26 protein-coding genes are annotated in these 25,673 nt (G+C 55.0%); 17 read left to right on the plus strand and 9 right to left on the minus strand.

The window, feature by feature from the left end:
• Positions 1-54: 54 nt before the first annotated feature.
• Both V6944_RS13220 and V6944_RS13225 read right to left on the minus strand, forming a co-directional pair.
• Positions 55-1,350: an MFS transporter gene (locus V6944_RS13220; RefSeq protein WP_333499294.1), complete on the minus strand. Its 1,296-nt coding sequence runs from the start codon at positions 1,348-1,350 to the stop codon at positions 55-57.
• A 155-nt stretch (positions 1,351-1,505) separates the two neighbouring features.
• Positions 1,506-1,829 carry a 2Fe-2S iron-sulfur cluster-binding protein gene (locus tag V6944_RS13225; protein WP_333499295.1) on the minus strand — a complete coding sequence of 108 codons (324 nt, stop codon included), beginning with the start codon at positions 1,827-1,829 and terminating at the stop codon, positions 1,506-1,508.
• A gap of 370 nt (positions 1,830-2,199) precedes the next feature.
• Here V6944_RS13225 and V6944_RS13230 point away from each other — a divergent pair, with 370 nt between their 5' ends.
• The 7 genes from V6944_RS13230 to V6944_RS13260 all read left to right on the plus strand — a co-directional run bounded on the left by V6944_RS13230 (position 2,200) and on the right by V6944_RS13260 (position 7,222).
• Positions 2,200-3,567, plus strand: coding sequence for an aromatic ring-hydroxylating oxygenase subunit alpha (locus tag V6944_RS13230; RefSeq protein ID WP_333499296.1), 1,368 nt, complete (start codon positions 2,200-2,202; stop codon positions 3,565-3,567).
• Positions 3,567-4,364 carry an SDR family NAD(P)-dependent oxidoreductase gene (locus V6944_RS13235; RefSeq protein ID WP_333499297.1) on the plus strand — a complete coding sequence of 266 codons (798 nt, stop codon included), beginning with the start codon at positions 3,567-3,569 and terminating at the stop codon, positions 4,362-4,364. Before V6944_RS13230 ends, V6944_RS13235 begins: the two co-directional genes overlap by 1 nt.
• The gene (locus V6944_RS13240; protein WP_333499298.1) at positions 4,361-4,897 is read left to right on the plus strand and encodes a 3-phenylpropionate/cinnamic acid dioxygenase subunit beta; all 537 of its coding nucleotides are present in this window, start codon (positions 4,361-4,363) and stop codon (positions 4,895-4,897) included. The genes V6944_RS13235 and V6944_RS13240 overlap by 4 nt, the downstream gene beginning before the upstream one ends.
• 4 nt (positions 4,898-4,901) lie before the next feature.
• Positions 4,902-5,069, plus strand: coding sequence for a hypothetical protein (locus V6944_RS13245; RefSeq protein WP_333499299.1), 168 nt, complete (start codon positions 4,902-4,904; stop codon positions 5,067-5,069).
• A 257-nt stretch (positions 5,070-5,326) separates the two neighbouring features.
• Positions 5,327-5,497, plus strand: coding sequence for a hypothetical protein (locus V6944_RS13250; RefSeq protein WP_333499300.1), 171 nt, complete (start codon positions 5,327-5,329; stop codon positions 5,495-5,497).
• Positions 5,494-6,705 (plus strand): NAD(P)/FAD-dependent oxidoreductase, encoded by a 1,212-nt coding sequence (locus tag V6944_RS13255; protein WP_333499301.1) that lies wholly within the window; start codon positions 5,494-5,496, stop codon positions 6,703-6,705. Before V6944_RS13250 ends, V6944_RS13255 begins: the two co-directional genes overlap by 4 nt.
• Before the next feature lie 61 nt (positions 6,706-6,766).
• Entirely contained in the window at positions 6,767-7,222 is a 456-nt protein-coding gene (locus tag V6944_RS13260) for a MarR family transcriptional regulator (RefSeq protein WP_333499302.1), read from the plus strand.
• 41 nt (positions 7,223-7,263) lie between these two features.
• Here V6944_RS13260 and fepC read toward each other — a convergent pair whose 3' ends face one another.
• From fepC to fepD, 3 genes are read right to left on the minus strand one after another with little or no spacing between them, the layout of a single operon-like run.
• Positions 7,264-8,058 (minus strand): iron-enterobactin ABC transporter ATP-binding protein, encoded by a 795-nt coding sequence (fepC, locus tag V6944_RS13265; RefSeq protein WP_333499303.1) that lies wholly within the window; start codon positions 8,056-8,058, stop codon positions 7,264-7,266.
• Complete coding sequence (gene fepG / locus V6944_RS13270; protein WP_333499304.1) at positions 8,055-9,047, minus strand: iron-enterobactin ABC transporter permease; 993 nt, start codon at positions 9,045-9,047, stop codon at positions 8,055-8,057. Before fepG ends, fepC begins: the two co-directional genes overlap by 4 nt.
• A complete protein-coding gene (gene fepD / locus V6944_RS13275) occupies positions 9,044-10,051 on the minus strand; it encodes a Fe(3+)-siderophore ABC transporter permease (protein WP_333499305.1) in 1,008 nt (335 codons plus the stop codon). Before fepD ends, fepG begins: the two co-directional genes overlap by 4 nt.
• A 110-nt stretch (positions 10,052-10,161) precedes the next feature.
• Here fepD and entS point away from each other — a divergent pair, with 110 nt between their 5' ends.
• A complete protein-coding gene (gene entS / locus V6944_RS13280; protein ID WP_442910741.1) occupies positions 10,162-11,400 on the plus strand; it encodes an enterobactin transporter EntS in 1,239 nt (412 codons plus the stop codon).
• 69 nt (positions 11,401-11,469) lie between these two features.
• On the opposite strand, the gene fepB is transcribed toward entS, so the two are convergent.
• Positions 11,470-12,429 (minus strand): Fe2+-enterobactin ABC transporter substrate-binding protein, encoded by a 960-nt coding sequence (fepB, locus tag V6944_RS13285; RefSeq protein ID WP_333499306.1) that lies wholly within the window; start codon positions 12,427-12,429, stop codon positions 11,470-11,472.
• Between the two features lie 233 nt (positions 12,430-12,662).
• Here fepB and entC point away from each other — a divergent pair, with 233 nt between their 5' ends.
• From entC to V6944_RS13325, 8 genes are all read left to right on the plus strand, one after another.
• Positions 12,663-13,844, plus strand: coding sequence for an isochorismate synthase EntC (gene entC / locus V6944_RS13290; RefSeq protein ID WP_333499307.1), 1,182 nt, complete (start codon positions 12,663-12,665; stop codon positions 13,842-13,844).
• A gap of 9 nt (positions 13,845-13,853) precedes the next feature.
• Positions 13,854-15,464 (plus strand): (2,3-dihydroxybenzoyl)adenylate synthase EntE, encoded by a 1,611-nt coding sequence (gene entE, locus V6944_RS13295; RefSeq protein ID WP_333499308.1) that lies wholly within the window; start codon positions 13,854-13,856, stop codon positions 15,462-15,464.
• Positions 15,465-15,477: 13 nt separating this feature from the next.
• Complete coding sequence (locus V6944_RS13300) at positions 15,478-16,332, plus strand: isochorismatase (RefSeq protein WP_333499309.1); 855 nt, start codon at positions 15,478-15,480, stop codon at positions 16,330-16,332.
• Entirely contained in the window at positions 16,332-17,087 is a 756-nt protein-coding gene (entA, locus tag V6944_RS13305; protein WP_333499310.1) for a 2,3-dihydro-2,3-dihydroxybenzoate dehydrogenase EntA, read from the plus strand. The genes V6944_RS13300 and entA overlap by 1 nt, the downstream gene beginning before the upstream one ends.
• Before the next feature lies 1 nt (position 17,088).
• Positions 17,089-17,502: a proofreading thioesterase EntH gene (entH, locus tag V6944_RS13310; RefSeq protein ID WP_185669593.1), complete on the plus strand. Its 414-nt coding sequence runs from the start codon at positions 17,089-17,091 to the stop codon at positions 17,500-17,502.
• Between the two features lie 261 nt (positions 17,503-17,763).
• Positions 17,764-19,869 (plus strand): pyruvate/proton symporter CstA, encoded by a 2,106-nt coding sequence (gene cstA, locus V6944_RS13315; protein WP_333499311.1) that lies wholly within the window; start codon positions 17,764-17,766, stop codon positions 19,867-19,869.
• Positions 19,870-19,946: 77 nt separating this feature from the next.
• Positions 19,947-20,144 (plus strand): YbdD/YjiX family protein, encoded by a 198-nt coding sequence (locus V6944_RS13320; protein ID WP_035895883.1) that lies wholly within the window; start codon positions 19,947-19,949, stop codon positions 20,142-20,144.
• A 92-nt stretch (positions 20,145-20,236) separates the two neighbouring features.
• Positions 20,237-21,397 carry a pyridoxal phosphate-dependent aminotransferase gene (locus V6944_RS13325; protein WP_333499312.1) on the plus strand — a complete coding sequence of 387 codons (1,161 nt, stop codon included), beginning with the start codon at positions 20,237-20,239 and terminating at the stop codon, positions 21,395-21,397.
• Here V6944_RS13325 and V6944_RS13330 read toward each other — a convergent pair whose 3' ends face one another.
• The 3 genes from V6944_RS13330 to citR form a co-directional block, all read right to left on the minus strand.
• Positions 21,398-22,024, minus strand: coding sequence for an IbrB-like domain-containing protein (locus V6944_RS13330; protein WP_333499313.1), 627 nt, complete (start codon positions 22,022-22,024; stop codon positions 21,398-21,400).
• Positions 22,009-23,232, minus strand: coding sequence for a phosphoadenosine phosphosulfate reductase (locus V6944_RS13335; protein WP_333499314.1), 1,224 nt, complete (start codon positions 23,230-23,232; stop codon positions 22,009-22,011). The genes V6944_RS13330 and V6944_RS13335 overlap by 16 nt, the downstream gene beginning before the upstream one ends.
• A gap of 106 nt (positions 23,233-23,338) precedes the next feature.
• Positions 23,339-24,268, minus strand: coding sequence for a DNA-binding transcriptional repressor CitR (gene citR / locus V6944_RS13340; protein WP_333499315.1), 930 nt, complete (start codon positions 24,266-24,268; stop codon positions 23,339-23,341).
• Between the two features lie 809 nt (positions 24,269-25,077).
• On the opposite strand from citR, the gene ahpC reads away from it, so the two are divergent.
• Entirely contained in the window at positions 25,078-25,641 is a 564-nt protein-coding gene (ahpC, locus tag V6944_RS13345) for an alkyl hydroperoxide reductase subunit C (RefSeq protein WP_035895873.1), read from the plus strand.
• Positions 25,642-25,673: the final 32 nt, after the last annotated feature.

Raw genomic sequence — 25,673 nt, forward strand, 5'->3', positions numbered from 1 at the left:
ACGAATCAGTGCTGATTTGTAGGCCGGACAAGTATGATCAATCCCGGAAATCTTTCACTCTTTCGGCTTTGGTGTATAGAACACCAGCACTGCGCCAATAAATATCGCCGCGCTCAGGATATACAGCGCCAGCGACGAGCTGTGGGTGGTGTCGCGGATCCAGCCAATCAGCAGCGGCGCGAGGAACGAGGCGATACTGCCAAATGAGCTGATAAGCCCGAGACCTGCTGCTAGCACCCCCGTAGAGAGGAACTGCGGCGGCAGTAGCCAGAACATGGATAGCGCGGTGGTTGCTCCCATCCCCAGTAGGGTGAGTGCAAACATCACCATCCACAAATTGGTATCAAAAGCCCCAGCGATCAGCATCCCGATGGACGACATCACCAGTGGAATAATCAGGTGCCAGCGCCGCTCATTTTTGAAATCGGAAGAGCGGGCCAGGTAGTACATGAAGATCGCGCCAAAAATATAGGGAACCGCAGTGAGCACGCCGACCATGGCATCATTTTTGATACCGCTGCTGTGGATGAAAGTTGGCATCCAGAATGAGGCGGTATTCACCGCCAGTCGCACACAGAAATAGATGGCTACCAGCATCCAGATGTACTTATTGAACAGAATATTGACGTTCGATGTGCTCTTTTTTGTCTCTTCTTTTTCCGCCAGCGACGCAATGACATAGCGTTTTTCATGGCTATCCAGCCACTTTGCTTGTGAAATATGATCCGGCAGCGCTGCCAGCACCACAAACCCCAGTAGTATTACCGGAATACCTTCAATCAGGAACATCCACTGCCAGCCATTCATATTTAAATAGTCATGCAGTCCAACGATAATCCAGCCGGAGAGCGGGCCGCCGACGATACCGGAGAACGGGACTGCAAGGGCGAAGATAGCGGTGACCCGACCACGGAAATGGGAGGGGAAGTTTTTGCTAATGAAATACATAATACCCGGCGTGAAGCCCGCCTCTGCTGCCCCCAGGCAAAAGCGCAGAATGTAAAACTCGGTGGGGCCTGTCACCATAAACATGCAGGTGGATAAGCTTCCCCAGGCGAGCATCAAAATCGCGACCCATCGCCGTGAGCCAAAGCGCTGTAACGCCAGGTTGCTGGGTACGCCAAACAATGAATAAGAGATAAACAGTAAACCCGCACCAAACCCATAAATGGTTTCGCTGAACCCGAGATCGGCGCTCATCTGGGCTTTCGCAAAACCGATGTTCACGCGATCCAGATTTGCGAATAAATAGGCCAAAAATAAGATTGGCATGACGCGGTACAGTGCTTTTTTCCAGACAAAATCAGATTCAGCGTATAAACGTTGGTCTAGCGTCTCAGTATTGTTCATAGTCTGCACTTAAAATAATGTAGGGTGAGAGGGAACAGCGCTCGTTTCCTGGCTGGATAAAGTATTTAATTATTGCCGTCAGTACTGTGCCGTCTTCATATTGATATACAAAGTGTATTTGTAAATAACATTATTTTTATTATGGCTTATGAATACTACATGCCTTGTGTTTCTGGTAAGCGAATAACAATGCCTTCCAAATCTGCCGTTATTTTTACCTGGCAGCATAAACGCGAATTTTGTTGTACGTCGGAAGCAAATTCCAACATATCCAACTCATCGCCTTCTGCTAAGCCAACTTTTTCAATCCAGTTATTTTCAATATAGCCATGGCAGGTTGCACAGGAACATGCGCCACCACATTCTGCCTGAATACCTTTTACTCCATTTCTGACTGCTGCATCCATCAATGAATGGCCGTTGACGGCCTCAAGGGTTTTCTGCGTGCCGTCGGGTTCGATAAACGTTACCTTTGCCATTTTTAATTTCCGTGTTGTAAACATGTTGATTTATTTAACGTGAGAGAATCCTACATGACAAGAAGGGTAACCGCGCTTTCTGGAGGTTGATCACAAAAATGCAACATATTAATTACTTGTTGTTCAGTTGATTGTTTAGCAACTTGTTCATATTGAATGGCTTTTTGGTTGTTTTTTTGCTGATTTTGCATTTATGTAAACATGTTGACAAAATTTTGCCAGAAAACATAGACTCGATTTGTCTTGTAGGGCCGTATTTGCTGAAAGGCATCATCGACACAATGAATATCGATATGAACTTTGTGGTTATTCGCGGCATGGCTTCATCAGGTGAATGCAACCTCTGGTTTTGGAACATACAGGTAAAATTATGACGATTATCACTACGCAGGATAAGTACATTGATAACGAGTTAGGCGTCGTCGACAGAAAAATATTCTCCGATCAACAAATATATAAACGCGAGCTTGAGAACGTATTTTCACGCGCCTGGTTGTTTATCGGCCATGAAAGTCAAATCCCGAACCCTGGCGATTTTTTCTCCTCCAGAATGGGTGAGGAGCCGGTTATTCTGGTGCGTGATAAGGCCGGTGATATTCATGTATTTCTGAACTCCTGTCGGCATCGTGGGATGAAAGTGTGTCGTTATGAGTCGGGAAATACCGCCCTGTTTACCTGCCCGTATCATAGCTGGACATTTTCGACCGATGGTCAATTACGCGGCGTGCCGATGCAGAAAGATATTTATGGCGACTGTTTTGATAAAAAAGAGTGGTCATTAATTGAAGTGGCTAAATTGGCTGTTTATAAAGGCACCGTGTGGGCAACCTGGGACGCGCAGGCACCAGAGTTACTCGACTATTTGGGCGATGCGGTAACGCACCTCGATCTGGCGCTCGACTGCCGCGACGGCCGTCCAGGTGGTTCAGAGGTAGTGGGGGTGCATAAATGGATTTTCCCGGCCAATTGGAAATATGCGGCGGAAAACTTTCTTGGCGATACCTATCACAACCCGAGCCACCGTTCAGTTGACCTGATCGGCATTGGCCCATCGGCAGAGCAAGGCGTTAAAGGGCGTCGGGATAATGAGCTGGAGTTCTCAAAGCATGTGTGGGTTAGCTTCCCGCACGGCCACGGCATCCATTCTGCGGTCATGCCCGAGGGGCAGGAATACGTTGAGCAGTTTAAAAACGACCCGGAAATTGAAGAGTATTTCCGTTCCTGCTTTGAAAAACGTAAGGCGGCGAAAGGTGACGATTATCGTTTACGGCCGTTTGTCGGCACTATTTTCCCGAACACCTCATTCCACGGCACGCAGCCGCGCAGTCTGTGCGTCTGGCATCCACATAGCTCAACGGAAACCGAAGGCTGGCGCTTCTTCCTTGTTGATGCCGACGCGCCGAAAAAAGTGAAGGATTTCCTTCGCCACTACTATATGCGCTACTCCGGGCCGGCCGGGATGACCGAGCAGGATGATATGGAGAACTGGCTATACGCCACGAAAGCCTGCGGCGGCACCATCTCGAAACGGTATCCGTTCAACTATCAGCAGTCGCTGAATAAGACGCAGTTGAATCCTACCGTCAACGGCATTGTGATTAAAGGCGATGTCAGCACCTCGGTGACTGAACATATGGCGCGTGGTTTCTATCGTCGCTGGAATGATTATATGCAGGGCGCGAACTGGAATGTACTGAGCGGTCTTGACGATCCGGCGTTTCAGCGGGAGACAACATAATGGCGAAAACGGTCGTAATTTCTGGCGGCACTTTTGGCCTGGGAAAAGATATTGCGCTAGGACTGGCCCGCTCGGGGTATGAGGTTGTGGCGTTTGGCCTGGATTCAAAACAGCCTGCCAGCATTGCTAAGAACAGTATTTCGGCTCTGCGTACGTTGGCAGAGGTGGAAAGGCTGCCGCTGCTGGTGCTCGAGGCGGATGTCACCAATGAGCAGGATATTGCGGCGGTGGTCAGCGCGACGATTGATCGTTTCGGCAAAATTGACGCGGTAGTGAATAACGCGGCGATTGGCCCACTAGGCAAAGCGATGGATACCGACCCGGAATTATGGGATCGCGTTATTGCGGTGAATCTGAAAGGCCCGTATTTGCTGGCCAGGGCAGTGATTCCGCACCTGCGTCAACAGAATGGCGGCAGCATCGTTAATGTGGGTTCGGGGGCTGGTTGGGGTAAGGCCAACATGCTGGCCTACGGCGTGAGTAAGGGGGGCTTAACGGCCTTTAATGCGTCGATGGCGCTGGATTACTTTGCCGGCCATATTCGCGTGAACATGGTGATTCCCGGTGGCGGCGGCATCGCTGGCGGCATTACGCAGGGACGTAATAACGACTATGGCGCAGGTGTGGCGCAGAAATATATCGGCAGTGTAGCGGGGCGCCCGGTCAATGGTGAAGACATGATGGCAGCTATCCGCTTTCTGATTTCCGATGACGCTACCGCTATCAGCGGGACGATTATTGATATTGGCTGTTTCTTCCATCAGGGATCGTCAACCCCTCCAGGAGTCAACGTATGAACATGAACGAACGTTTACAGCTTACGCCTGAAATTGCGGAGTTCTTTTACACTGAAGCCAGCCTGATTGATGAACGCCAATTCCAGCAGTGGCTCGACCTATTACATGAAGACATCGTCTATTTTATGCCAATGCGTCGCAACGTGAAGTTTGGCCAGCACGCGGCCAGAGAAAATACCGTTCAGGGTGACGATATTAGCTGGTTCGATGAAGGGAAATGGACGCTGACTAAGCGAGTAGAGCAGATTCTGACGGGGGTACACTACGCGGAAGAACCGCTGTCACGAACCACTCACTTTATTACAAATGTGCGGGTTCTTGACCAAACAATCAATGAACAAGGGCAGTGCCTGATTACCACCAGTTGTAATATCCTGATGTATTTAAATCGGGTGGAATATGAGGTCAATACCCTCGCGGGTAAACGCTATGACACGCTGGTGGTGACGGATAATGGTTATCAGATATTAAAGCGAGAAATCATTCTGGATCAGAATGTTTTATTAGTTAAAAACCTTACGACGTTCTTCTAACATTATGATTAATTTATATGAAGTTAAACCCGGCGATAAACTTTTAATTAAAGATGGGCGTCAGGTGGAATGCATTGAAAATATGAATGATGGCCAGTGGCTTGAGGTGGCAGGAGCCGATGGCAGTGAATTAATTCATAGTCAGGATATTCTTGAAGTCTTAAAAAATTAAGAGAGGTCAAAATGTTACGCTGCCATGATTTACCCAGCGACTTTCATCCTCTATTGCTTATTGTCGGCGAGCGTACGGATATTCCGGCGCTAGCGGCAGTGTGTTCACGTTTTGCGGAAAATGGAATTCCCGTGACGCTTAGCGAGTTATCGTGCGTAGTGCACAGTACTGGCCCGATCACGATATCGCGGTGCGCCGATCATGAACGGTCTGGGGTTGTCCGGGCAGTCGAAACCGGGGCTGGGCTTATCTGGCGCATGGATAAACCAACGGCGCTGCGGTATGCCGATGAGCTGAAGGCACTGTTGGACGCAGATTTACTGTCGGGGTCGTGCTTTCTGGAATTGGGCTATATCGATGAGATACGCGTGAAAGTGACGTTTGGGGAGTTTGACGATAGCTGGCTGACAGGAGTGAAAAGAGTATGAATGTGGTGATTATTGGCGCCGGGCAGGCGGCGGCAACGTTAGGCTGTAAGCTGCGGGAGTTGGGCTTTAGCGGCGGTATTACGCTGATTGGTGAGGAAGCTTATTATCCGTATCAGCGTCCACCATTATCGAAAAAGTTCCTCAAGGGGTCGGCCTCTATGGACGATCTACTGATCAGGGAAACCGGTTATTACGCACAGCAGAAAATCGCGGTGCAGCTAAATACATCGGTGCAGTCCATTGATGCGGCTAATAAAATACTGCTGACCGCGCAAGGGCAGCAGGTGGCTTACGATAAGCTGGTGCTAGCGACCGGAGCGACGCCTCGACACTTACCGCAGGAAGAACTGATGCACTGCGAGAATGTGCTGACCTTCCGTGGGCTGGATGACTGCCAGGCGCTGGCGGCCTATATGCAGCCGCAAAAAACCATGTGCATTATCGGCGGTGGCTATATCGGTCTGGAACTGGCTGCCGTGGCGCGCGGGCAGGGGATGAACGTGGTGGTGCTGGAGCGTGAGTCGCGCATCTTACAGCGCGTGGCCTGCGAAGAGACGGCGGAATATGTCACGCGCTACCACCGGGAAAATCAGGTCACGATATTGACTAATGAAAATGTGGCGCACTATGCGCTTGAAGGGCAGTGCGTTGAACGCCTTTATTTGCAGAGCGGCCGTCAGGTTGATGTTGATGTCGTTGTGGTGGGAATTGGTGTGCTACCTAATAGCGTGCTGGCCGAGGAGGCGGGTATGGAGCTGGCGTTGTCAGCAGTCAGAGTTAATCACCGCTGTCAGACGTCGGCTGAGCATATTTATGCGATCGGTGATTGCAGCAGTTTTTCCTTTAATGGCCGAATGATTCGTCTGGAGTCGGTGCAAAATGCATTGGAACAGGCTGAGATTGTCGCGCAGGATATTATAGGCAATATGCGGGAATATCAGCCAAAACCGTGGTTCTGGTCCGATCAAGGAAGCCTGAAAATTCAGATTGCCGGGCTGGCATATGATTATAATTGTGTTATATCACGCGTATCGAAAAGCGACAATAACGCCAGTTTTTGGTATTTTAATGACGATGTCTTAATTGCCGTCGATGCCATTAATGACGCGAAGGCATTTATGCTGGGGCGGAAATTTGTGGGGCAGATTATTATGAATAAACAGGCGTTAGCTGATGGATCTCAGGCGCTGAAAAGCATATTGCTTTGAGATTGCATAATGCTATGATTCAGGATGATTCTTTTCTTGTATATTGGGTGCCGGAATAAGTATGACCGTTAAAAAATACGACCTTGATTTTAAATATGCGGAACACTCCTTAGCGTTAGCCTGTTTGCGCGGTCGGGAAGCGGTGGTATCCAACTTTTCTCCCATGTTACAAAAGCTAAAAATAACCGAGCAGCAGTGGCGCGTTCTGCGTATTACCTATGAGTACGCCGAGATTCCGTTTGTGGAGCTGTGTCGTTTAAGCTGTATCCATAAGGTCAGTATGGCGCGAATTGTCTCCGCCTTAAGCGAAATGGGCTGGATAGAAAAACACAAATCCGCCAGCGATCTGCGCGCCTATACCGTGTTATTAACGGATAAAGGACGAGAGGTGGCGGAAAAAGCGGTTGAGGAAGCACAGATCATTCATGAAGATATCTTTACGCGCTATGGGCAGAAAAAGGCCGAGCTACTGCTAGAGATGTTGAAAGACCTGGAGAAGATTCGCCGCGTGCCTTGAGTTGCGCTTTGCCAGCCTTCTCCCACTGGCAAAATCTTCGCTTAGCCTCGCCCGAGCGGTACCACCAGCGGCGTATTCGCCACCGGGTCATCAATAATCATGCAGCGCAGGCCGTACACCGCTTCAATCAGCGCCGGAGTGACAATCTCTTTCGGCGCGCCTTCTGCCACAATCTTCCCATCGCGCAAGGCAATCAGGTGCGTCGCGTAGCGGCACGCCTGATTTAAATCGTGCAGCACGGCGGCGAGCGTATAGCCGCGCTCGCGGTTCAGTTCGCTTAACAGTTCCAGCAGATCAATCTGATGGCTGATATCAAGCCAGGTCGTTGGCTCGTCAAGCAGCATAATCGACGTGTCCTGCGCCAGCACCATCGCAATCCATGCGCGCTGACGTTGGCCGCCGGAGAGGGTATCCACGCTCTGACCTGCGAGATTAACAATGCCGGTGGCCTTCATTGCACGCTGCACCGCGTCCTCATCTTCCTGCCGCCAGCGGGTAAACAGCGGCTGATGTGGATAACGCCCGCGCGCAACCAGCTCCTGTACTGAAATATCACCCGGCGTCGTGGCGTTCTGCGCCAGCAGGCCGACGCGACGCGCCACCTCTTTACTGGCGTAGCGCTGAATCTCTTCACCGTCGAGATAGACGTGGCCGTGAACCGGCGTCATCAGGCGGCTAAGCGTGCGCAGCAGGGTCGATTTCCCGCAGCCGTTAGGGCCAATAATGGCGGTGAAATGGCCGTCAGGAATGGTGACGTTCAGCGACTCGGCGATGGTCTTTTTCCCGTAGGCAAGGGTTAACGCCTCGCCGCGCAGGCGAGCGACGGTGTCGGTCATTTTTTACGAGACTCCTGAATAAGCAGCACGATGAGGTAGATACCGCCAAGGCTAACGGTGACGACGCCCACCTGAAGCTGGTAAGGCAAGAACAGCTGCTGGGCGCAATAGTCGGCGGCGGCCAGCAGCAGCGCGCCGCAGAGCGCCGCCTGGGTCAGCCCCCAGCGCGCGGTGCCGCTGAGGCGGCGGGCGATGTGCGGCGCGACCAGCGCAATAAAGGAAATCGGCCCGGCCAGCGCGGTGGCGGCGGCGGTCAGCACCACGGCGACCAGCATCAGCAGCAGTCGGGAAACTTCGACGCGAACCCCCAGCGCACAGGCGCTGTCGTCGCCCATTTCTAACAGGCGAAGACGGCGCACCAGCAGCGCCGAGCAGGCGAGGGCGACAACCATCATTGGTGCGGCAGGCCAGATTTTGGCCCACGTCAGGCCGTTAAGCGAACCGGCAAACCATAGCCCGGCGGAGACGGCGGTCTCCAGCGACGCGCGCAGCAGCAGCCAGGTGTTGAAGGCCATCAGCATCGCGCGGATGCCGATGCCGATAATAATCAGCCGGAAGGTTTCGATACCGTCGCGCCACGCTAGCGCCCACACGATAAGCGAGGTGGCGATGCCGCCTGCCATGGCGGCGAGGGTGATAGTCGTAAGGTTTTGGCCGAAGAAGACCAGCGCCACCAGCACGCCGCTCCACGCGCCGGTGTTAAAGCCCATCACGTCCGGGCTGCCCAGCGGGTTGCGCATCAGCGACTGGAAAATTGCGCCGCTGACGCCGAGCGCGGCGCCAATCAACAGCGCCATCAGCACGCGCGGCAGACGCCATTCGGTAACCACCAGGGTGATGGCACGCGGCGCATCACCGAACAGGGCGGCGAATATCTGTGAAAATTCCAGCGTGACCGCACCACTGCGCAGACTCAGCAGCGTGAGCACCAGGCATGCGGCGACCAGCAGCAGACAGCTGGCGACCAGACGGCGAGAAGGGGCGTTCATCGGCCACCTCCGTTCGATTTACGGCGGACGAGGAAAATCAGCACCGGTGCGCCGATAAAGGCGCTGACCACCGATACGCGCAGTTCGCCGGGCACCAGCAGGCGACCAATAATATCGGCAAACAGCAGCAACGACGGCGTGGCGAGCAGGGTGACCGGCAGCGACCAGCGGTGATCTGAACCGACCAGCCAGCGCGCAATGTGCGGCATCATCAGGCCGATAAAGGCGATAGGGCCTACCACCGAGGTCGCGCTGGCGCACAGAACAGTGATCACCAGTAACCCCATGATTTGCGTGCGCGCCACTTTATTGCCCAGCGCGGTGGCGGTGTCGGCCCCGAGGCTCAGGCTGTTAAGCGAACGGCTCATCATCAGCGCGATGGCTCCGGCAATCAACACCGGGAGCAGCACCGTTTTCAGGGTTTGCAGGGTGCGAATATCCAGTGACCCTGCCTGCCAGAAGCGCAGTTGATCGTAGACATCCTGATTGAGCAGGGCGATACCGCTGGAGAAACCTTCCAGTACGGCGGCGAGCGCCACGCCTGCCAACGTTAAGCGTACCGGGCTAAGCTGACCGCCGCCCTGGCTACCGGTAAAGGCAACGATTAATGAGGCCACCAGCGCGCCGCAAAAGGCCATCACCAGCTGTTCCTGCGGCGAGGTGATGCCAAGCAGCGCCGCGCCTAACACGATGGCAAAGCTGGCTCCGGCGTTAACGCCAAGAATGCCGGGATCGGCGAGCGGGTTGCGGGTGAGGGTTTGCATCAGCGCCCCGGCAAGCCCCAGCGCGCCACCGGCGAGCAGACCGGCCAGCGTTCGCGGCAGTCGGGCATCGAGCACAATGGTGCAGTCGGCGCTCTGGCAGGTGCCGCTAAGCGCGTCGATAACGACGTGAACCGGGAGCGGTTTGGCACCAATCAATAAACTGAGCGTGGCGGCGAGAAACAGCAGTATCAACAATCCAGGCAGCGCAAGGGCGCGCAGCACCGGGGTGGAAAACGACATGGCGACATCCCTGATTTGATAATGATAGTAATTATCGTTATCTATCTTATTCGCTTATGTTAGCATGAGCGCCCTCGGAAAGGGTAAGAAAAAACGTTCAAGGTTTTGTAATGAATCGACAATCCTGGCTGCTGAATCTGAGCCTGCTAAAAACGCATCCGGCCTTTCGCGCCGTCTTTATTGCTCGCTTTATCTCCATTCTTTCGCTTGGCCTGCTCGGCGTAGCGGTACCTGTTCAAATCCAGATGATGACCCACTCCACCTGGCAGGTGGGACTTTCGGTCACGTTGACCGGCGGGGCGATGTTCGTCGGGCTGATGGTTGGCGGCGTGCTGGCTGACCGCTACGAGCGCCGCAAACTGATTCTGCTGGCGCGTGGCACCTGCGGTATTGGGTTTATCGGCCTGTGGCTAAACGCGCTGCTGCCGGAGCCGTCGCTGGTGGCGATTTATCTGCTGGGATTATGGGATGGCTTCTTTGCTTCGCTGGGCGTGACGGCGCTGCTGGCGGCGACGCCTGCGCTGGTTGGGCGTGAGAATCTGATGCAGGCCGGGGCGATCACCATGCTGACGGTGCGCCTGGGGTCGGTGATTTCGCCGATGGTCGGCGGCCTGCTGCTGGCTTCCGGCGGCGTATCGTGGAACTACCTGCTGGCAGCGCTGGGCACCTTTATTACCACATTAACGCTGCTGCGTTTACCGCAACTACCGCCGCCGCCGCAGAAGCGCGAACATCCGTTCACTTCATTGGTGGCCGGGTTCCGTTTTCTGCTCGGTAGCCCGCTGATTGGCGGCATTGCGCTGCTGGGCGGACTGGTGACGATGGCCAGCGCCGTGCGCGTGCTCTATCCCGCGCTGGCGCAGGGCTGGCAGATGTCAGCAGCACAGATTGGCCTGCTGTATGCGGCAATCCCGCTGGGGGCGGCTTTTGGTGCGTTAACTAGCGGACGGCTGGCGCAGAACGAGCGTCCGGGCTGGGTGATGCTGCTGGCGACGGTCGGGGCGTTTGTGGCAATCGGTCTGTTTGCCATGATGCCGCATTGGGCGCTAGGGATGGTCTGTCTGGCGCTGTTTGGCTGGCTGAGTGCTATCAGTTCGCTGCTGCAATATACGTTGATTCAGACCCAGACGCCGGAAGCCATGCTCGGGCGTATTAACGGGCTGTGGACGGCGCAGAACGTGACCGGTGATGCCATCGGTGCGGCGCTGCTCGGCGGACTGGGGGCGATGTTGACCCCGGTGGCGTCGGCAAGCGTCAGCGGTTGGGGGCTGGCGATCATGGGCGGGATTTTACTGCTGGTGCTGGGCGAACTGCGGCGGTTCCGGCGCGACCTCCCGGAGTCGGCGTAACCGCCTCGTCCGGGCTACACGTTTCCTGTAGCCCGGCCAAGCGAAGCGCCGCGGGGACTGGCTCGGCGATTAACCAAACAGCGCCGACAGCCGCGCTAACACGCGCGTTGCGCTGTAATAGTCGAGGCGGAATGTCTCGGTACCTAACGCGTAAACCTGTTTCTCTTTCACCGCCGGCAGGTGCGCCAGCAGTGGGTTGGCGTAAATCGCGTCCACGTCTTTCTGGTCACCGGCGAACAGGAACAGGCTGTTGCCGTTCAGACTGGTCGCCAGATTTTCGCCGCCAAGCTGGATGATGTCGTGACGCTTGCCCTGGCTTTGGCTGGCGTGCAGGCCTTCCGGCAGCGTGGCGAGGGTAAAGCCGAGCTGGGAGAGGAACTGCCCCTGCGCGGATTCGCTGGTCCACAGGTTGGCGCTATGTGCGGCGGCGGTATAAACCAGTGCGCTCACCGGTTGCGGTGGCAGCTTCATCTGCTGTTTCACCGTCGCCAGTTGCTTATCAAACTCGGCAATACGCGCCGTAGCCTGCTTCTCGTGCCCGGTGATAGTACCGAGCTGAGTCAACAGCGCCTGCCAGCTTTTATCGTCGTAGTTAACGATAAGCGTTGGGGCGATGGTGGAGAGTTGGTCGTACAGCGCCAGCGCGGAGTCACCGCCGGTGGCGCTAATCAGGATTAGATCTGGCAACTGCGCGGCGACGGCCTCGGCGCTCGGTTCGCCGATATAAAGGCGGGAAACCCGCCGCGCTTTCGCCACGTCACCCCACTGGCGCAGAAAACCCTGGGCATCGGCCACGCGATTATTGGGTGTGGTAGCGCCGCTGGCAATCACCGGCGCATCAATCGCCAGCAGAGAGCCGGTGAGGGTGACGCTGGTGGAGACGATGCGCGTCGGCTTTTGTTCTAGTGTGTGAACGCCGTGACTGTCGCTAATCTGGCGCGGCCATTCGGCGGCCTGGGTTGAGGATATTCCTAAAACACTGAAACCTGCGATGAGCGCCACGGTGCGCCATAAAGCGGAGAAGTTCACGGATATGCGTCCTGATTGTCATTGGTTAATGCTTCTCATTTTCAACTATTGTTCGCGCTGGATGCAAGCCCTCTTCCATCGCCGGGGCAGGGCAATATCAGGGCTACGCGCTTTTTATTAAGCACAAGATGCTGCTTAGCGCTGTTGACATACGGGGCGTTTACTTTTAGGTTACCCAACCAAAATATAAATGATAATTATTCGTAATATCTTTATCGTTTTTGGAGGATGATATGGAAACGTCACTTGCTGCGGATACACAAGAACAACACCATCAGGCTACGCTCTCGGCCGATAGCTTTTTCTTTATGTCGCCGTTCCGTAGTTTTACCACCTCGGGCTGCTTTCAGCGCTTCACCTGCCCGGCTGAAGGCGGTGATGCGCCAGATAGCGCATTCCAGCAGGGGCTAGCCTCGGCGTTTGCCGCGGCCAAAGCCGCCGGGATTGCCAATCCGGTGATGGTCGGTGCCATCCCGTTTGACACCACGCAGCCTTCCGCGCTGTATATCCCTGAACGCTGTGACGCGTTTTCGCGTACCGCAAAACAACACGCTTCCCGCTATCACGCCTCGCGCGATCCGCTGGCGGTGGTGGCGCGCCGCGAAATCCCCGAAAGCCCGGTGTTCCTCGATATGGTGGCCCGCGCGGCGGCGCTGACCGCGACCCCGCAGGTTAATAAAGTGGTGCTTTCCCGCCTGATTGATATTGAAGCCGAGCAGACGCTGGACAGCGGCGCGCTGCTGGAGCGTCTGGTGGCGCAAAACCCGGCGAGCTTTAACTTCCACGTGCCGCTGCCGGACGGCGGCGTGCTGCTGGGCGCCAGCCCTGAGCTGCTGTTGCGTAAAGAGGGTTCGCTGTTCCATTCGCTGCCGCTGGCCGGTTCCGCGCGTCGTCAGCCGGACGACATGCTGGATCGCGAAGCGGGCAACCGCCTGCTGGCTTCGGAAAAAGACCGTCACGAGCATGAGCTGGTGACCCAGTCGATGAAAAAAACGCTGGCGCCGCGCAGCCTGCAGCTCTCGCTGCCGAGCACCCCGCAGTTGGTCACCACACCCACCCTGTGGCACCTCGCTACGCCAATTGAAGGCCAGGCCAAAGCGGAAGAAAACGCGCTGACGCTTGCCTGCCTGCTGCACCCAACGCCCGCGCTGAGCGGTTTCCCGCATCAGGCGGCGAAACAGCTGATTGCCGAGCTGGAGCCGTTCGAGCGCGACCTGTTCGGTGGCATCGTCGGCTGGTGTGACGCCGAAGGTAACGGCGAGTGGGTGGTGACTATCCGCTGCGCGCGCGTCAAAGCCAATAGCGTGCGCCTGTTTGCCGGGGCGGGCATTGTGCCTGCTTCATCGCCGGAGTCCGAGTGGCGCGAAACCGGCGTCAAGCTATCTACCATGCTGAACGTTTTCGGCCTGCATTAAGGAATCAGAATGACCGTGGAATTTACCCGCTGGCCGGACGCGCTGGCGGCGCGCTACCGTGAAAAAGGCTACTGGCAGGATCTGCCGCTCACTGAAATGCTGACCCGCCACGCAGGCCGCGACGCAATTGCGGTGATTGATGGCGACCATCAGATTAGCTATCAGCAACTGAATATCTACGTCGATAACCTGGCGGCCTCGCTGCAGCGTAAAGGGCTGAAGCGTGGAGAAACCGCGCTGGTGCAGTTGGGCAATATCGCTGAGTTTTACATTACGCTGTTTGCGTTGCTGAAACTTGGCGTCGCGCCGGTGAACGCGCTGTTCAGCCATCAGCGCAGCGAGCTGAATGCCTACGCCGAGCAGATTGCCCCGGCGGCACTGATTGCCGACCGTTCGCATACGCTGTTTGGGGACGATAGTTTCCTCAACGCGTTTTGCGAACAGCATCGCTCCCTGCGAATGGTGCTACTGCGCAAAGGCGAGGGGGAACACGCGCTGGAGGCGGCGATTGCTCGCCCGGCAGTCGACTTTACCCCAACGCCAACCGCTGCTGACGAAGTGGCCTTTTTTCAGCTCTCCGGCGGCAGTACCGGCACGCCGAAGCTTATCCCCCGCACCCACAACGACTATTACTACAGCATTCGCCGCAGTAATGAGATTTGCCGCTTTGATGCGCAGACGCGCTATCTGTGTGCGATTCCGTCGGCGCACAACTATGCCATGAGCTCGCCAGGCGCGCTGGGTGTCTTCCTGGCGCAAGGGACGGTAGTGCTAGCGGCGGACCCAAGCGCCACGCTCTGCTTCCCGCTGATTGAAAAGCATCAGGTTAACGTCGCGGCGCTGGTGCCACCCGCGGTTAGCCTGTGGTTGCAGGCAATTACCGAGTGGGGCAGCAACGCCCAGCTACGTTCGCTGACGCTGTTACAGGTGGGCGGTGCGCGTCTTTCTGCGACCCTGGCGGCGCGTATTCCGGCGGAGATCGGCTGCCAGCTGCAGCAGGTCTTCGGCATGGCGGAAGGGCTGGTGAACTACACCCGTCTGGACGATTCAGAAGACAAGATCCTCAACACCCAAGGCTACCCGATGTGCCCGGACGACGAAGTGTGGGTGGCGGATGCCGACGGTAACCCACTGCCGCGAGGCGAAGTTGGCCGACTGATGACCCGTGGCCCATACACCTTCCGCGGTTACTACAAGAGCCCGCAGCATAACGGCAGCGCCTTTGATGCCGACGGCTTTTACTGCTCGGGCGATCTTATTTCCATCGACGAAGACGGTTACATCACCGTTGAAGGGCGTGAGAAAGATCAGATTAACCGTGGCGGCGAGAAGATTGCCGCTGAAGAGATTGAAAACCTGCTGCTGCGCCATGAGGCGGTGGTCTACGCAGCGTTGGTCAGCATGGAAGACAGCCTGCTTGGTGAGAAAAGTTGCGCCTATCTGGTGGTGAAAGAACCGCTGCGTGCCGTGGCTGTCCGCCGTTTCCTGCGCGAGCAGGGCGTGGCCGAATTTAAACTGCCTGACCGCGTCGAGTGTGTAGATGAACTGCCGCTGACTCATGTCGGGAAAGTCGATAAAAAACAATTACGCCAGTGGCTGGCGAGCCGCTCGCAGGGCTGAAGGAGAGAACAACATGGCGATTCCAAAATTACAGGGCTACGCGCTGCCAACCGCGCTGGAACTTCCCGAGAACAAGGTCAACTGGGCGTTTGAGCCGTCGCGCGCCGCGCTGCTGATCCACGATATGCAGGAGTATTTCCTCAACTTCTGGGGCGAGGACAGCGAAATGATGGAGACCGTGGTGGCGAACATTGCTGCGCTGCGTGACTTCTGTAAGAAAAACGATATTCCGGTTTACTACACCGCGCAGCCGAAAGAGCAGAGCGATGAAGATCGTGCGTTGCTGAACGATATGTGGGGGCCGGGGCTGACTCGCTCGCCGGAGCAGCAGCGGGTGATTGCGGCGCTGGCGCCGGATACGCAGGATACCGTGCTGGTGAAGTGGCGCTACAGCGCATTCCACCGCTCGCCGCTGGAGCAGATGCTGAAAGAGACCGGGCGTAATCAGCTGATTATCACCGGTGTCTATGCGCACATTGGCTGCATGACCACCGCCACCGACGCCTTTATGCGCGATATTAAGCCGTTCTTTGTCGCCGACGCGCTGGCGGATTTCAGCCGCGACGAGCACCTGATGTCGCTGAAATACGTTGCCGGTCGTAGCGGGCGCGTGGTGATGACCGATGAACTGCTGCCGTCCATCCCAACCAGTAAAGAGGCGTTGCGTGCGCTGGTGCTGCCGCTGCTGGATGAGTCTGACGAACCGCTCGACGATGATAACCTGATTGATTACGGTCTCGACTCCGTACGCATGATGGCGCTGGCGGCACGCTGGCGTAAGACGCACGGCGATATCGACTTCGTGATGCTGGCAAAAAATCCAAGCATCGATGCCTGGTGGGCGCTGCTCTCCCGCGAGGTGAAGTAATGGCCGGGTTCGATTTTAACGGTCAGACCGTGTGGGTGACCGGGGCCGGGAAAGGTATCGGTCACGCTACCGCGCTGGCGTTTGTGGAAGCCGGCGCGAAGGTGACAGGCTTCGACCTGGCGTTTGATGGCGAGCATTATCCGTTCACCACCGAAGTGCTGAACGTGGCGGATGCCCAGCAGGTGGCGCAGGTGTGTGAGCGTCTGCTCGCCGCCACCGAACGGCTGGATGTGCTGGTCAACGCGGCCGGGATTTTGCGGATGGGCGCAACCGATGCATTAAGCCTGGAAGACTGGCAGCAGACCTTTGCCGTTAACGTTGGCGGTGCCTTTAACCTGTTCCAGCAGACGATGGCGCAGTTCCGTCGTCAGCGGGGCGGGGCGATTGTTACCGTCGCGTCCGATGCGGCGCATACGCCGCGTATCGGCATGAGCGCCTATGGCGCGTCGAAGGCGGCGCTAAAAAGCCTGGCGCTGACCGTCGGGCTGGAGCTTTCCAGCGCGGGCGTGCGCTGTAACATCGTTTCTCCGGGGTCGACCGACACCGATATGCAGCGGGTGCTGTGGGTCAGTGACGATGCTGAACAGCAGCGCATTCGCGGCTTTGGCGAGCAGTTTAAGCTCGGCATTCCATTGGGCAAAATTGCCCGTCCGCAGGAGATTGCTAACACCATTCTGTTCCTTGCATCGAGCAGCGCCAGCCATATCACGCTGCAGGATATCGTGGTGGACGGCGGCTCAACGCTGGGAGCGTAAGATGATCTGGAAACGTCATTTAACCCTTGATGAGCTGAACGCCACCAGTGAAAACACCATGGTGGCGCATCTGGGGATCGTGTATACCCATATCGGCGACGACAGTCTGGAAGCGGTGATGCCGGTGGACAGCCGCACCCATCAACCGTTTGGCCTGCTGCACGGCGGCGCATCGGCGGCGCTGGCGGAGACGCTGGGCTCGATGGCTGGTTTTCTGATGACCCGCGAGGGGCAGTGCGTGGTGGGCACCGAACTGAATGCGTCGCACCACCGCCCGGTTTCTCAAGGGCAGGTGCGCGCGGTGTGCCAGCCGCTGCACCTCGGGCGTCAAAGCCAGAGCTGGGAGATTGTTGTTTTTGACGAGCAGGGGCGACGCTGCTGTACCTGCCGGTTAGGGACGGCGGTGCTCGGTTAGGTTTTGTGCCCGATCCCGGCGGCGCTTCGCTTGGCCGGGCTACAATTCAGTGGTCGCCCGGCTAAGCGAAGCGCCGCCGGGAATCTCTCAATTTCTTCCACCCTCTCTCATCTGTTTTTCTGACTTAAGTGATCCCGTTAACAATGTGATGTAAATGTCAGGTGTTGTTCCTGTTCATATTCGTTTCAAGGTTGTTAAATCAAGTGTGCTTGCTATGGACACAAAATGTAACATCCTCTGCTACTGATACGGACAATAACTATGAACAATTCAGGGAAATACCTTATATGGGCGTTACTCTCCATTGTCGGAGCGTTTGCCCTGGGCTACATCGCCCTTAACCGTGGTGAACAGATAAACGCGCTGTGGATCGTCGTGGCGTCGGTCTGCGTTTATCTCATCGCCTACCGTTTTTACGGCCTCTATATTGCGAAAAAGGTGCTGCAGGTTGACCCGACGCGCATGACGCCTGCCGTGCGTCATAACGACGGTCTGGATTACGTACCAACGGACAAAAAAGTACTGTTCGGTCACCACTTTGCGGCGATTGCCGGGGCGGGCCCGCTGGTAGGGCCGGTGCTGGCGGCGCAAATGGGCTATCTGCCTGGCATGCTCTGGCTGTTAGCCGGGGTGGTGCTGGCCGGCGCGGTCCAGGACTTTATGGTGCTGTTTGTTTCTACCCGTCGCGATGGCCGTTCGCTGGGCGAATTGGTGAAAGAGGAGATGGGGCCGGTTGCTGGCGTGATTGCGCTGGTGGCGACCTTTATGATCATGGTGATCATTCTGGCGGTGCTGGCGATGATCGTAGTGAAAGCGTTGACCCACAGCCCGTGGGGAACCTATACCGTTGCCTTTACCATTCCGCTGGCGCTGTTTATGGGCATTTATATTCGCTATCTGCGTCCGGGACGCATTGGCGAGGTGTCGGTTATTGGTCTGGTGCTGCTGGTGTTTGCCATTATTTCCGGCGGCTGGGTAGCGGCAAGCGAAACCTGGGCGCCGTGGTTTGATTATACCGGCGTACAACTGACCTGGATGCTGGTGGGCTACGGCTTTGTGGCGTCTGTGCTGCCGGTATGGCTGCTGCTGGCACCGCGCGACTACCTTTCTACCTTCCTGAAAATTGGCACCATCGTCGGGCTGGCGATTGGTATTCTGATTATGCGTCCAACGCTGACGATGCCAGCGCTGACCAAATTCATTGATGGTACCGGCCCGGTGTGGACCGGCGATCTGTTCCCGTTCCTGTTTATCACCATCGCCTGCGGCGCGGTTTCTGGTTTCCACGCGCTGATTGCCTCCGGCACTACGCCGAAGATGCTGGCGAACGAAAATCAGGCCTGTTTTATCGGCTACGGCGGTATGCTGATGGAATCCTTCGTCGCCATTATGGCGCTGGTTTCTGCCTGTATTATCGATCCGGGCGTTTACTTTGCGATGAACAGCCCAATGGCGATGCTGGCACCAGCCGGTACCGTCGACGTGGTGGCTTCTGCGGCACAGGTCGTCAGCAGTTGGGGCTTTGCGGTGACGCCGGACCTGCTGCATCAGATTGCCAACGAAGTCGGCGAACAGTCGATTATTTCTCGTGCGGGCGGTGCGCCGACGCTGGCGGTGGGGATGGCCTATATCCTTCACGGGGCGCTGGGCGGCCTGATGGATGTATCGTTCTGGTATCACTTTGCCATTCTGTTTGAAGCGCTGTTTATTCTGACGGCGGTGGATGCAGGTACCCGTGCGGCGCGCTTTATGCTGCAAGACCTGCTGGGTGTTATCAATCCAGGGCTTAAACGTACGGATTCTCTGCCCGCTAACCTGCTGGCCACGGCGCTCTGCGTGCTGGCCTGGGGCTACTTCCTGCACCAAGGGGTGGTTGACCCGCTGGGCGGCATTAACACCCTGTGGCCACTGTTCGGTATTGCTAACCAGATGCTGGCGGGTATGGCGCTGATGCTGTGCGCGGTGGTACTGTTTAAGATGAAACGTCAGCGCTACGCGTGGGTTGCGCTGGTACCAACCTCGTGGCTGCTGGTGTGTACGCTGGTGGCGGGCTGGCAGAAGTCGTTCAGCGAAGATACCCGCGTGGGCTTCCTGGCGATTGCCAACAAGTTCCAAGCGATGATCGACAGCGGCAATATTCCGCCGCAGTACACTGAATCGCAGCTGGCGCAACTGGTGTTTAACAACCGTCTTGATGCCGGCCTGACCATCTTCTTTATGGTGGTGGTCGTGGTGCTGGCGCTGTTCTCCCTTAAAACCGCGCTGGCGGCATTGAAAGAGGACAAACCGACGGCGAAAGAGACCCCGTATGAGCCGATGCCGGCGGATGCGGAGAATCTGGTCGCACAGGCGAAACGCGCGCATTAATCTCATTTGCGCGTAGTTTGATGATGTTGTAGCCCGGCCGAGCGTAGCGACGCCGGGATTACCCAAAGGATAAAACGATGTTTGATACGCTTTCGAAAGCCGGAAAATACCTCGGTCAGGCTGCCAAAATGATGATTGGCGTGCCGGACTACGACAATTATGTTGAACACATGCGCATCACGCACCCGGACCAGACGCCGATGACCTATGAAGAATTTTTCCGCGACCGTCAGGACGCGCGCTACGGTGGCAAGGGCGGCGCAAAATGCTGTTAATGTTTATTTAGACATCTAAACGTCTCGATTGCCAAACCCATTCGCCGTGTTATATTGATGTTAACTTTGGCATCACGAGCGGCAGACGCAGAATGACGAATAAGCAACTCATCCCACAGAGCAAGTTACCCCATCTCGGCACCACTATTTTCACTCAGATGAGCGCGCTGGCGCAGCAGCACCAGGCGATTAACCTTTCGCAGGGGTTCCCTGATTTTGACGGCCCGTCTTATCTTCAGGCGCGGCTGGCGCATCATGTCGCCGCGGGCGCAAACCAATATGCGCCGATGGCCGGCGCGCTGGCGCTGCGTGAAGCGATTGCCGAAAAAACGCAGGCGCTGTACGGCCATTCGCCGGATGTGAATAGCGATATTACGGTCACGGCCGGGGCAACCGAAGCGCTGTACGCGGCGATTACTGCCCTGGTGCGCAAAGGCGATGAGGTTATCTGCTTCGATCCAAGCTATGACAGCTATGCACCGGCGGTCGAACTCTCCGGCGGCATCGTGAAGCGTATCGCGTTGCAGCCGCCGCACTTCCGTGTCGACTGGCAGGCATTTGCCGACATGCTTAGTGATAAAACCCGGCTGGTTATTCTCAACACCCCGCATAACCCTTCCGCCACCGTATGGCAGGCGGCCGATTTTGAGGCGCTATGGCAGGTCATTGCTGAGCGAGAAATCTACGTGCTCAGCGATGAAGTGTATGAACATATCTGCTTTAGCGAAGCCGGGCACGCCAGCGTGCTGGCGCATCCGCAGCTTCGTGAGCGGGCGGTGGCGGTCTCATCGTTTGGCAAAACCTATCATATGACCGGCTGGAAGGTGGGGTACTGCGTCGCGCCCGCGCCGATAAGCGCCGAGCTGCGGAAGGTGCATCAATATCTGACCTTTGCCGTCAATACCCCGGCACAGCTGGCGCTGGCGGATATGCTGCGTGCTGAACCTGAGCACTACCGCCAGTTGCCTGATTTTTATCGGGCGCGCCGTGACCTGTTTATCGATGCGCTAAGCCAAAGCCGACTGAAGCTGCTGCCCTGCGAAGGCACCTACTTCCTGCTAGCGGACTACAGCGCCATTTCCGAGCTGGATGACGTGAGCTTTTGCCAGTGGCTGACCACCGAAGTGGGCGTGGCGGCGATCCCGCTGTCGGTCTTCTGTGCGGCGCCGTTCCCGTATAAGCTGATTCGCCTATGCTTTGCCAAGCAGGAAGCGACGCTGCTGACCGCCGCCGAGCGTCTGTGCCGTCTGTAGCTATTTGACCGTCCAGGCCTGTGAGTACTGGCGATTGCCAAATAGTTCGCACAGGCCATTAATCTGCTTAAGACGCAGAATTTCATCGGCATCCATGCCCAGTTCCTGACCGATTTTCTCGTCATCCCAGCCAAGCTGGCTTAGCTCACGCACGATATCGGACATTGCGCCTATCTGGTGGCGACCGCGCGCGCGATTATGGCGAATGGTGGCCGCCATCCGTGAGGGTTGCGAATGGTCGCTATTTTCTAGCTGGGTAATCGGCAGATAGCCGTGGAAGCGTTTTTTCAGCGCGGCTTTTGACTGCGACAGCAGATGGCGGTGGAAACCATCGACAATCTCGTAGGCGTTGCTGTTTTTCGCAATCACCACAATCGGTTGAGTAAAACCGTCGGCTTCCAGTGATTTGGTGAGCAGCCGCTTTTCTGGCGGGGCCATATTGTTCGGGTTGTAGTCATTCGGTGAAACCTGCTCTTCTTTTACCCACAGTACGCAGTCAATCGGCTGGTCGCGAAACGGGCTTTCCTCGTGTAAGGCCTGTCGAAACTGGTTAATCGCGTCGATTTTCGCATCATCCGATAAGGTTTTTAGATAGCCTTGCAGCTGTGCAATCAGTTTTTGTTGCATAGTAATCCCCATTGTTGACGCTTCTGTTCCATGCGCGCGCGATACCGTTGGTAGTGGCTGGCTTTTGTTGGGCTGAAAGAGAGCATCCGGCACCAGTAATCATTGTTTAATAAGACTTTGCAGATTCGTCGCCACGACGGAATGTCTTTAGAACCGAGATCTTTTTCCTGACTGTCAGGGATATCTTCCCATCCCTGTTTTTGGTACCAGTGCAGATAGACGGCGATTTTATTGCGATAGTGGTCGGCGGTGGCTTCCGGCATGCTGTACAGCAGGAAATGGGCGTAACTGCGCCAGCTGTGATGCTGCGGCTTTTCGATTTTGCGATGACCGTAGAACTGGTTATCCTGCCCAGCATAGATCCCGCCGCTGTGCGCGCCGCTCACCCGCTGGCACATTGCGGCCCAGCGTTCAGGCTCAAGGACGTGATAGAGCCACAGCCCCTGTCGCTGCTCCGGGCCAAAGGGTTCACATATACGCATGTAGCGCAGCGGCACGCCCGCCTGATACATCAGGTCATAGAGTGGATTGTAGGGCAGCTTACTTTTGGCAAACCAGGTCCAGACATCTGCCGTTTTCCAGTCATAGATCGGATAGACATACCAGGCATGATTTCCCGGCGCGACGGTCGTCCAGGGCATATCGTCGGCGAAACGGCGCTTGCGCTGCGAGGCTATGGTCAAAAAGCGGTTGTAAGATTCGTCGGCGCGAATACCAACCATCACGGCGGCAGGGCGCTGCTGCGAAAACCAGTCGGCAAATTTCTGCACAAACAGTTCGAAGGTCATACCCGGTTCATAAAATGAGAAAAAATTGGGGTCGGTAATCGCATCTTCAGGCGGTTGTCTGACCCATTTTGCCCCCGGCTCCCAGCACTGCCACTCGGGGTTAAATTGGGTCAGCGAATTTTGGGTGGTCAGCGGTAGAGCAACCCAATAAAAGGTCTCAATGACGTCGCTATACCGTCTGCGCAATTTCTCACAATGATTGATGGTATAGGAGAACTGCGCTTCCCAATCAATAAACAGCACGCTAAATTTTTTCCCTGATTGACGTGCCAGTTCCGCGGCTAAATGCAGCATGACCGTTGAATCTTTCCCGCCGGAAAAAGAGATACAAACGCGGGGTAAATTATTCAGCGTCCAGCTTATCCGTTCCCGACTTGCCTCCAGTACGGAGAGAGGTAAGGGGAGTTTGACGATTGACATAAATCAGCAATCCTTTATGGCGATGATGTCTAAAAAGGTGCTGATTATAGTACGCTATTATGAGAAGTAATAAATAAGATAATGTATATAATCTGTTTATGAATTATTAAATTTCATCCATTTCATGAATGAAATTATTGTGTTTAACCTTCCTGATAATATCGGCAAAGAAAGGGGAGCTCATCGATGCACGACTGTAAACCATGTACAACGTAAACGTTGGCAGTGGTAAAGGACTCGATATTTCCTTTAATCCTAAGGTGTCTTTTAATAAATCATAAATTAGTTTAGGAACTAAGCCTGCTAAATCACTCTGATGAATGACGTTGAAAATAGTCATTAGCGAGGGTGAGGTGAATGCAAAATCTCTTTCGGCTAAACGTACGGTATTGGGGGCCTTCTGAAATTCTTTGACCTGATGCTCGCGGGTTTGAAATAGAGTAAACCTTTCCTTCTCAAGCTCTTCTAGCGTTGCAGTATCGCCTAAACGGGGATGATCTTTACGGCACACCAGTGCGACTGGGCATTCACAAAACGGCACGCTCACCAGCGCTCGGTTGTGGCATTGCTCCATGGTGAACACCACGTCAGCTTTGCGGTAGTTCATAATCTCTTCGATTTCATCCGTGTCAGCTGCCGTGTCATGATAAACCACCTCAAGATTGGGTTCATCAAGAAGGATGTTCATAAAGTTGGTCAGCTTTGGCAAGGCATGAAACTGTGGGCCGTAAACGACAAAACGCTTTTTGAGATCGGTTTTCCCCATAATGTTAATTGTTTTTTCAATACTATTCAGGTTCTCTTCCAGATGGAGATGTAAATTTTCCGCCACGGTGGTTGGGGAAATACCTTTCCCGGAACGAACAAATAGGGGGTCGTCTAACTGGACGCGTAGGCGCTGCAACGACTGACTGACCGCGGACGGGGTGATAAATAAGGTTTGCGCCGCTTTGCTAATACTCAGGTTCTGATATATGCACTCAAAAATGATGAGTAGGTTAAGATCAAATCGTTTGAGGTTGTAAAGGTTAGCCATGATGAAGTCCTTTATTTTTACAAAATATATACATGACAAAACCTCTGTCATGTCTTCTCGAAACCATCCATGTGTTCGAAAAACTACATTGAAAATTAATCTATTCTGAATATATAACAGGCGGGGGTGTCGATCCACTCTTTCGTTAAAACAATATACATCCATTTGGTGAATAATATTCATTGGGATGACTATTGTTTACTGCTTATTATCATTTTTATCTTTTTATTATCGGGATGAACAGTTCTCTGATGTCTGCTGTTTTGTTTCAGAGAATAAATATCTGACCGCCTGTCGCACCTTGAATTATGCCAATCAATTCCTTGTTGTTGATGATTCTGAATTCAGATTCGAAAGACCTAATAGGAATAGGATGAACATACTGTTCGTTTGGGTAAATAATATTCTGCAATAGAAAAAATCTGTAAAATCAGTGGGTAATGAACAACGAACGGCGTAGGCTATCACAGCCATAGATAAGACCGACGCCAGGTCGATTGCCCTTCGCGGCGCAGGGTGATGTAATCCAGGTGCTGTTACCACCTTTGTTAAGGTGATGTAGAGCGCAACAATAAGCCAGCCTGGCTGGCGCTGAATTCACCTGCTGGGGATTCAGGTAACGGGGCCGCTGATGCGGCCTTTTTACGTCTGGGGATGAGCGATTTGTGCCCGTCCTCGTCATAGGTTCACAAAGCTGTCTTGTTCCGGTTGTTAGATAACGCTTATTGATTTGATAATGTAAACGCATTGGTCGAATCAGGAAAAAGTCGTTAACTTAGACCTCAACGAAAACACGGAGGAAGTACTCGATGTCTTTAATTAATACCAAAATCAAACCTTTCAAAAACCAGGCGTTCAAAAACGGTGAATTCGTAGAAGTTACCGAGAAAGATACCGAAGGTCGCTGGAGCGTCTTCTTCTTCTACCCGGCTGACTTCACCTTCGTATGCCCGACCGAACTGGGCGACGTAGCTGACCATTACGAAGAGCTGCAGAAACTGGGCGTGGACGTGTACTCTGTTTCTACCGACACCCACTTCACCCACAAAGCATGGCACAGCAGCTCTGACACCATCGCGAAAATCAAATACGCGATGATCGGCGACCCGACTGGCGCCCTGACCCGTAACTTCGACAACATGCGTGAAGATGAAGGTCTGGCAGACCGTGCAACCTTCGTTGTTGACCCACAGGGTATCATCCAGGCAATCGAAGTTACCGCCGAAGGTATCGGCCGTGATGCTTCTGACCTGCTGCGTAAAATCAAGGCAGCTCAGTATGTTGCTTCTCACCCAGGCGAAGTGTGCCCGGCTAAATGGAAAGAAGGCGAAGCCACTCTGGCTCCATCTTTGGACCTGGTCGGCAAAATCTAAGTCGTCTTCTGCCGGCGGCGCTGCACTGGCCT

The sequence above is a fragment of the Kluyvera sp. CHPC 1.2972 genome, assembly GCF_036759925.1.
In the GTDB taxonomy this organism is placed as follows: domain Bacteria; phylum Pseudomonadota; class Gammaproteobacteria; order Enterobacterales; family Enterobacteriaceae; genus Kluyvera.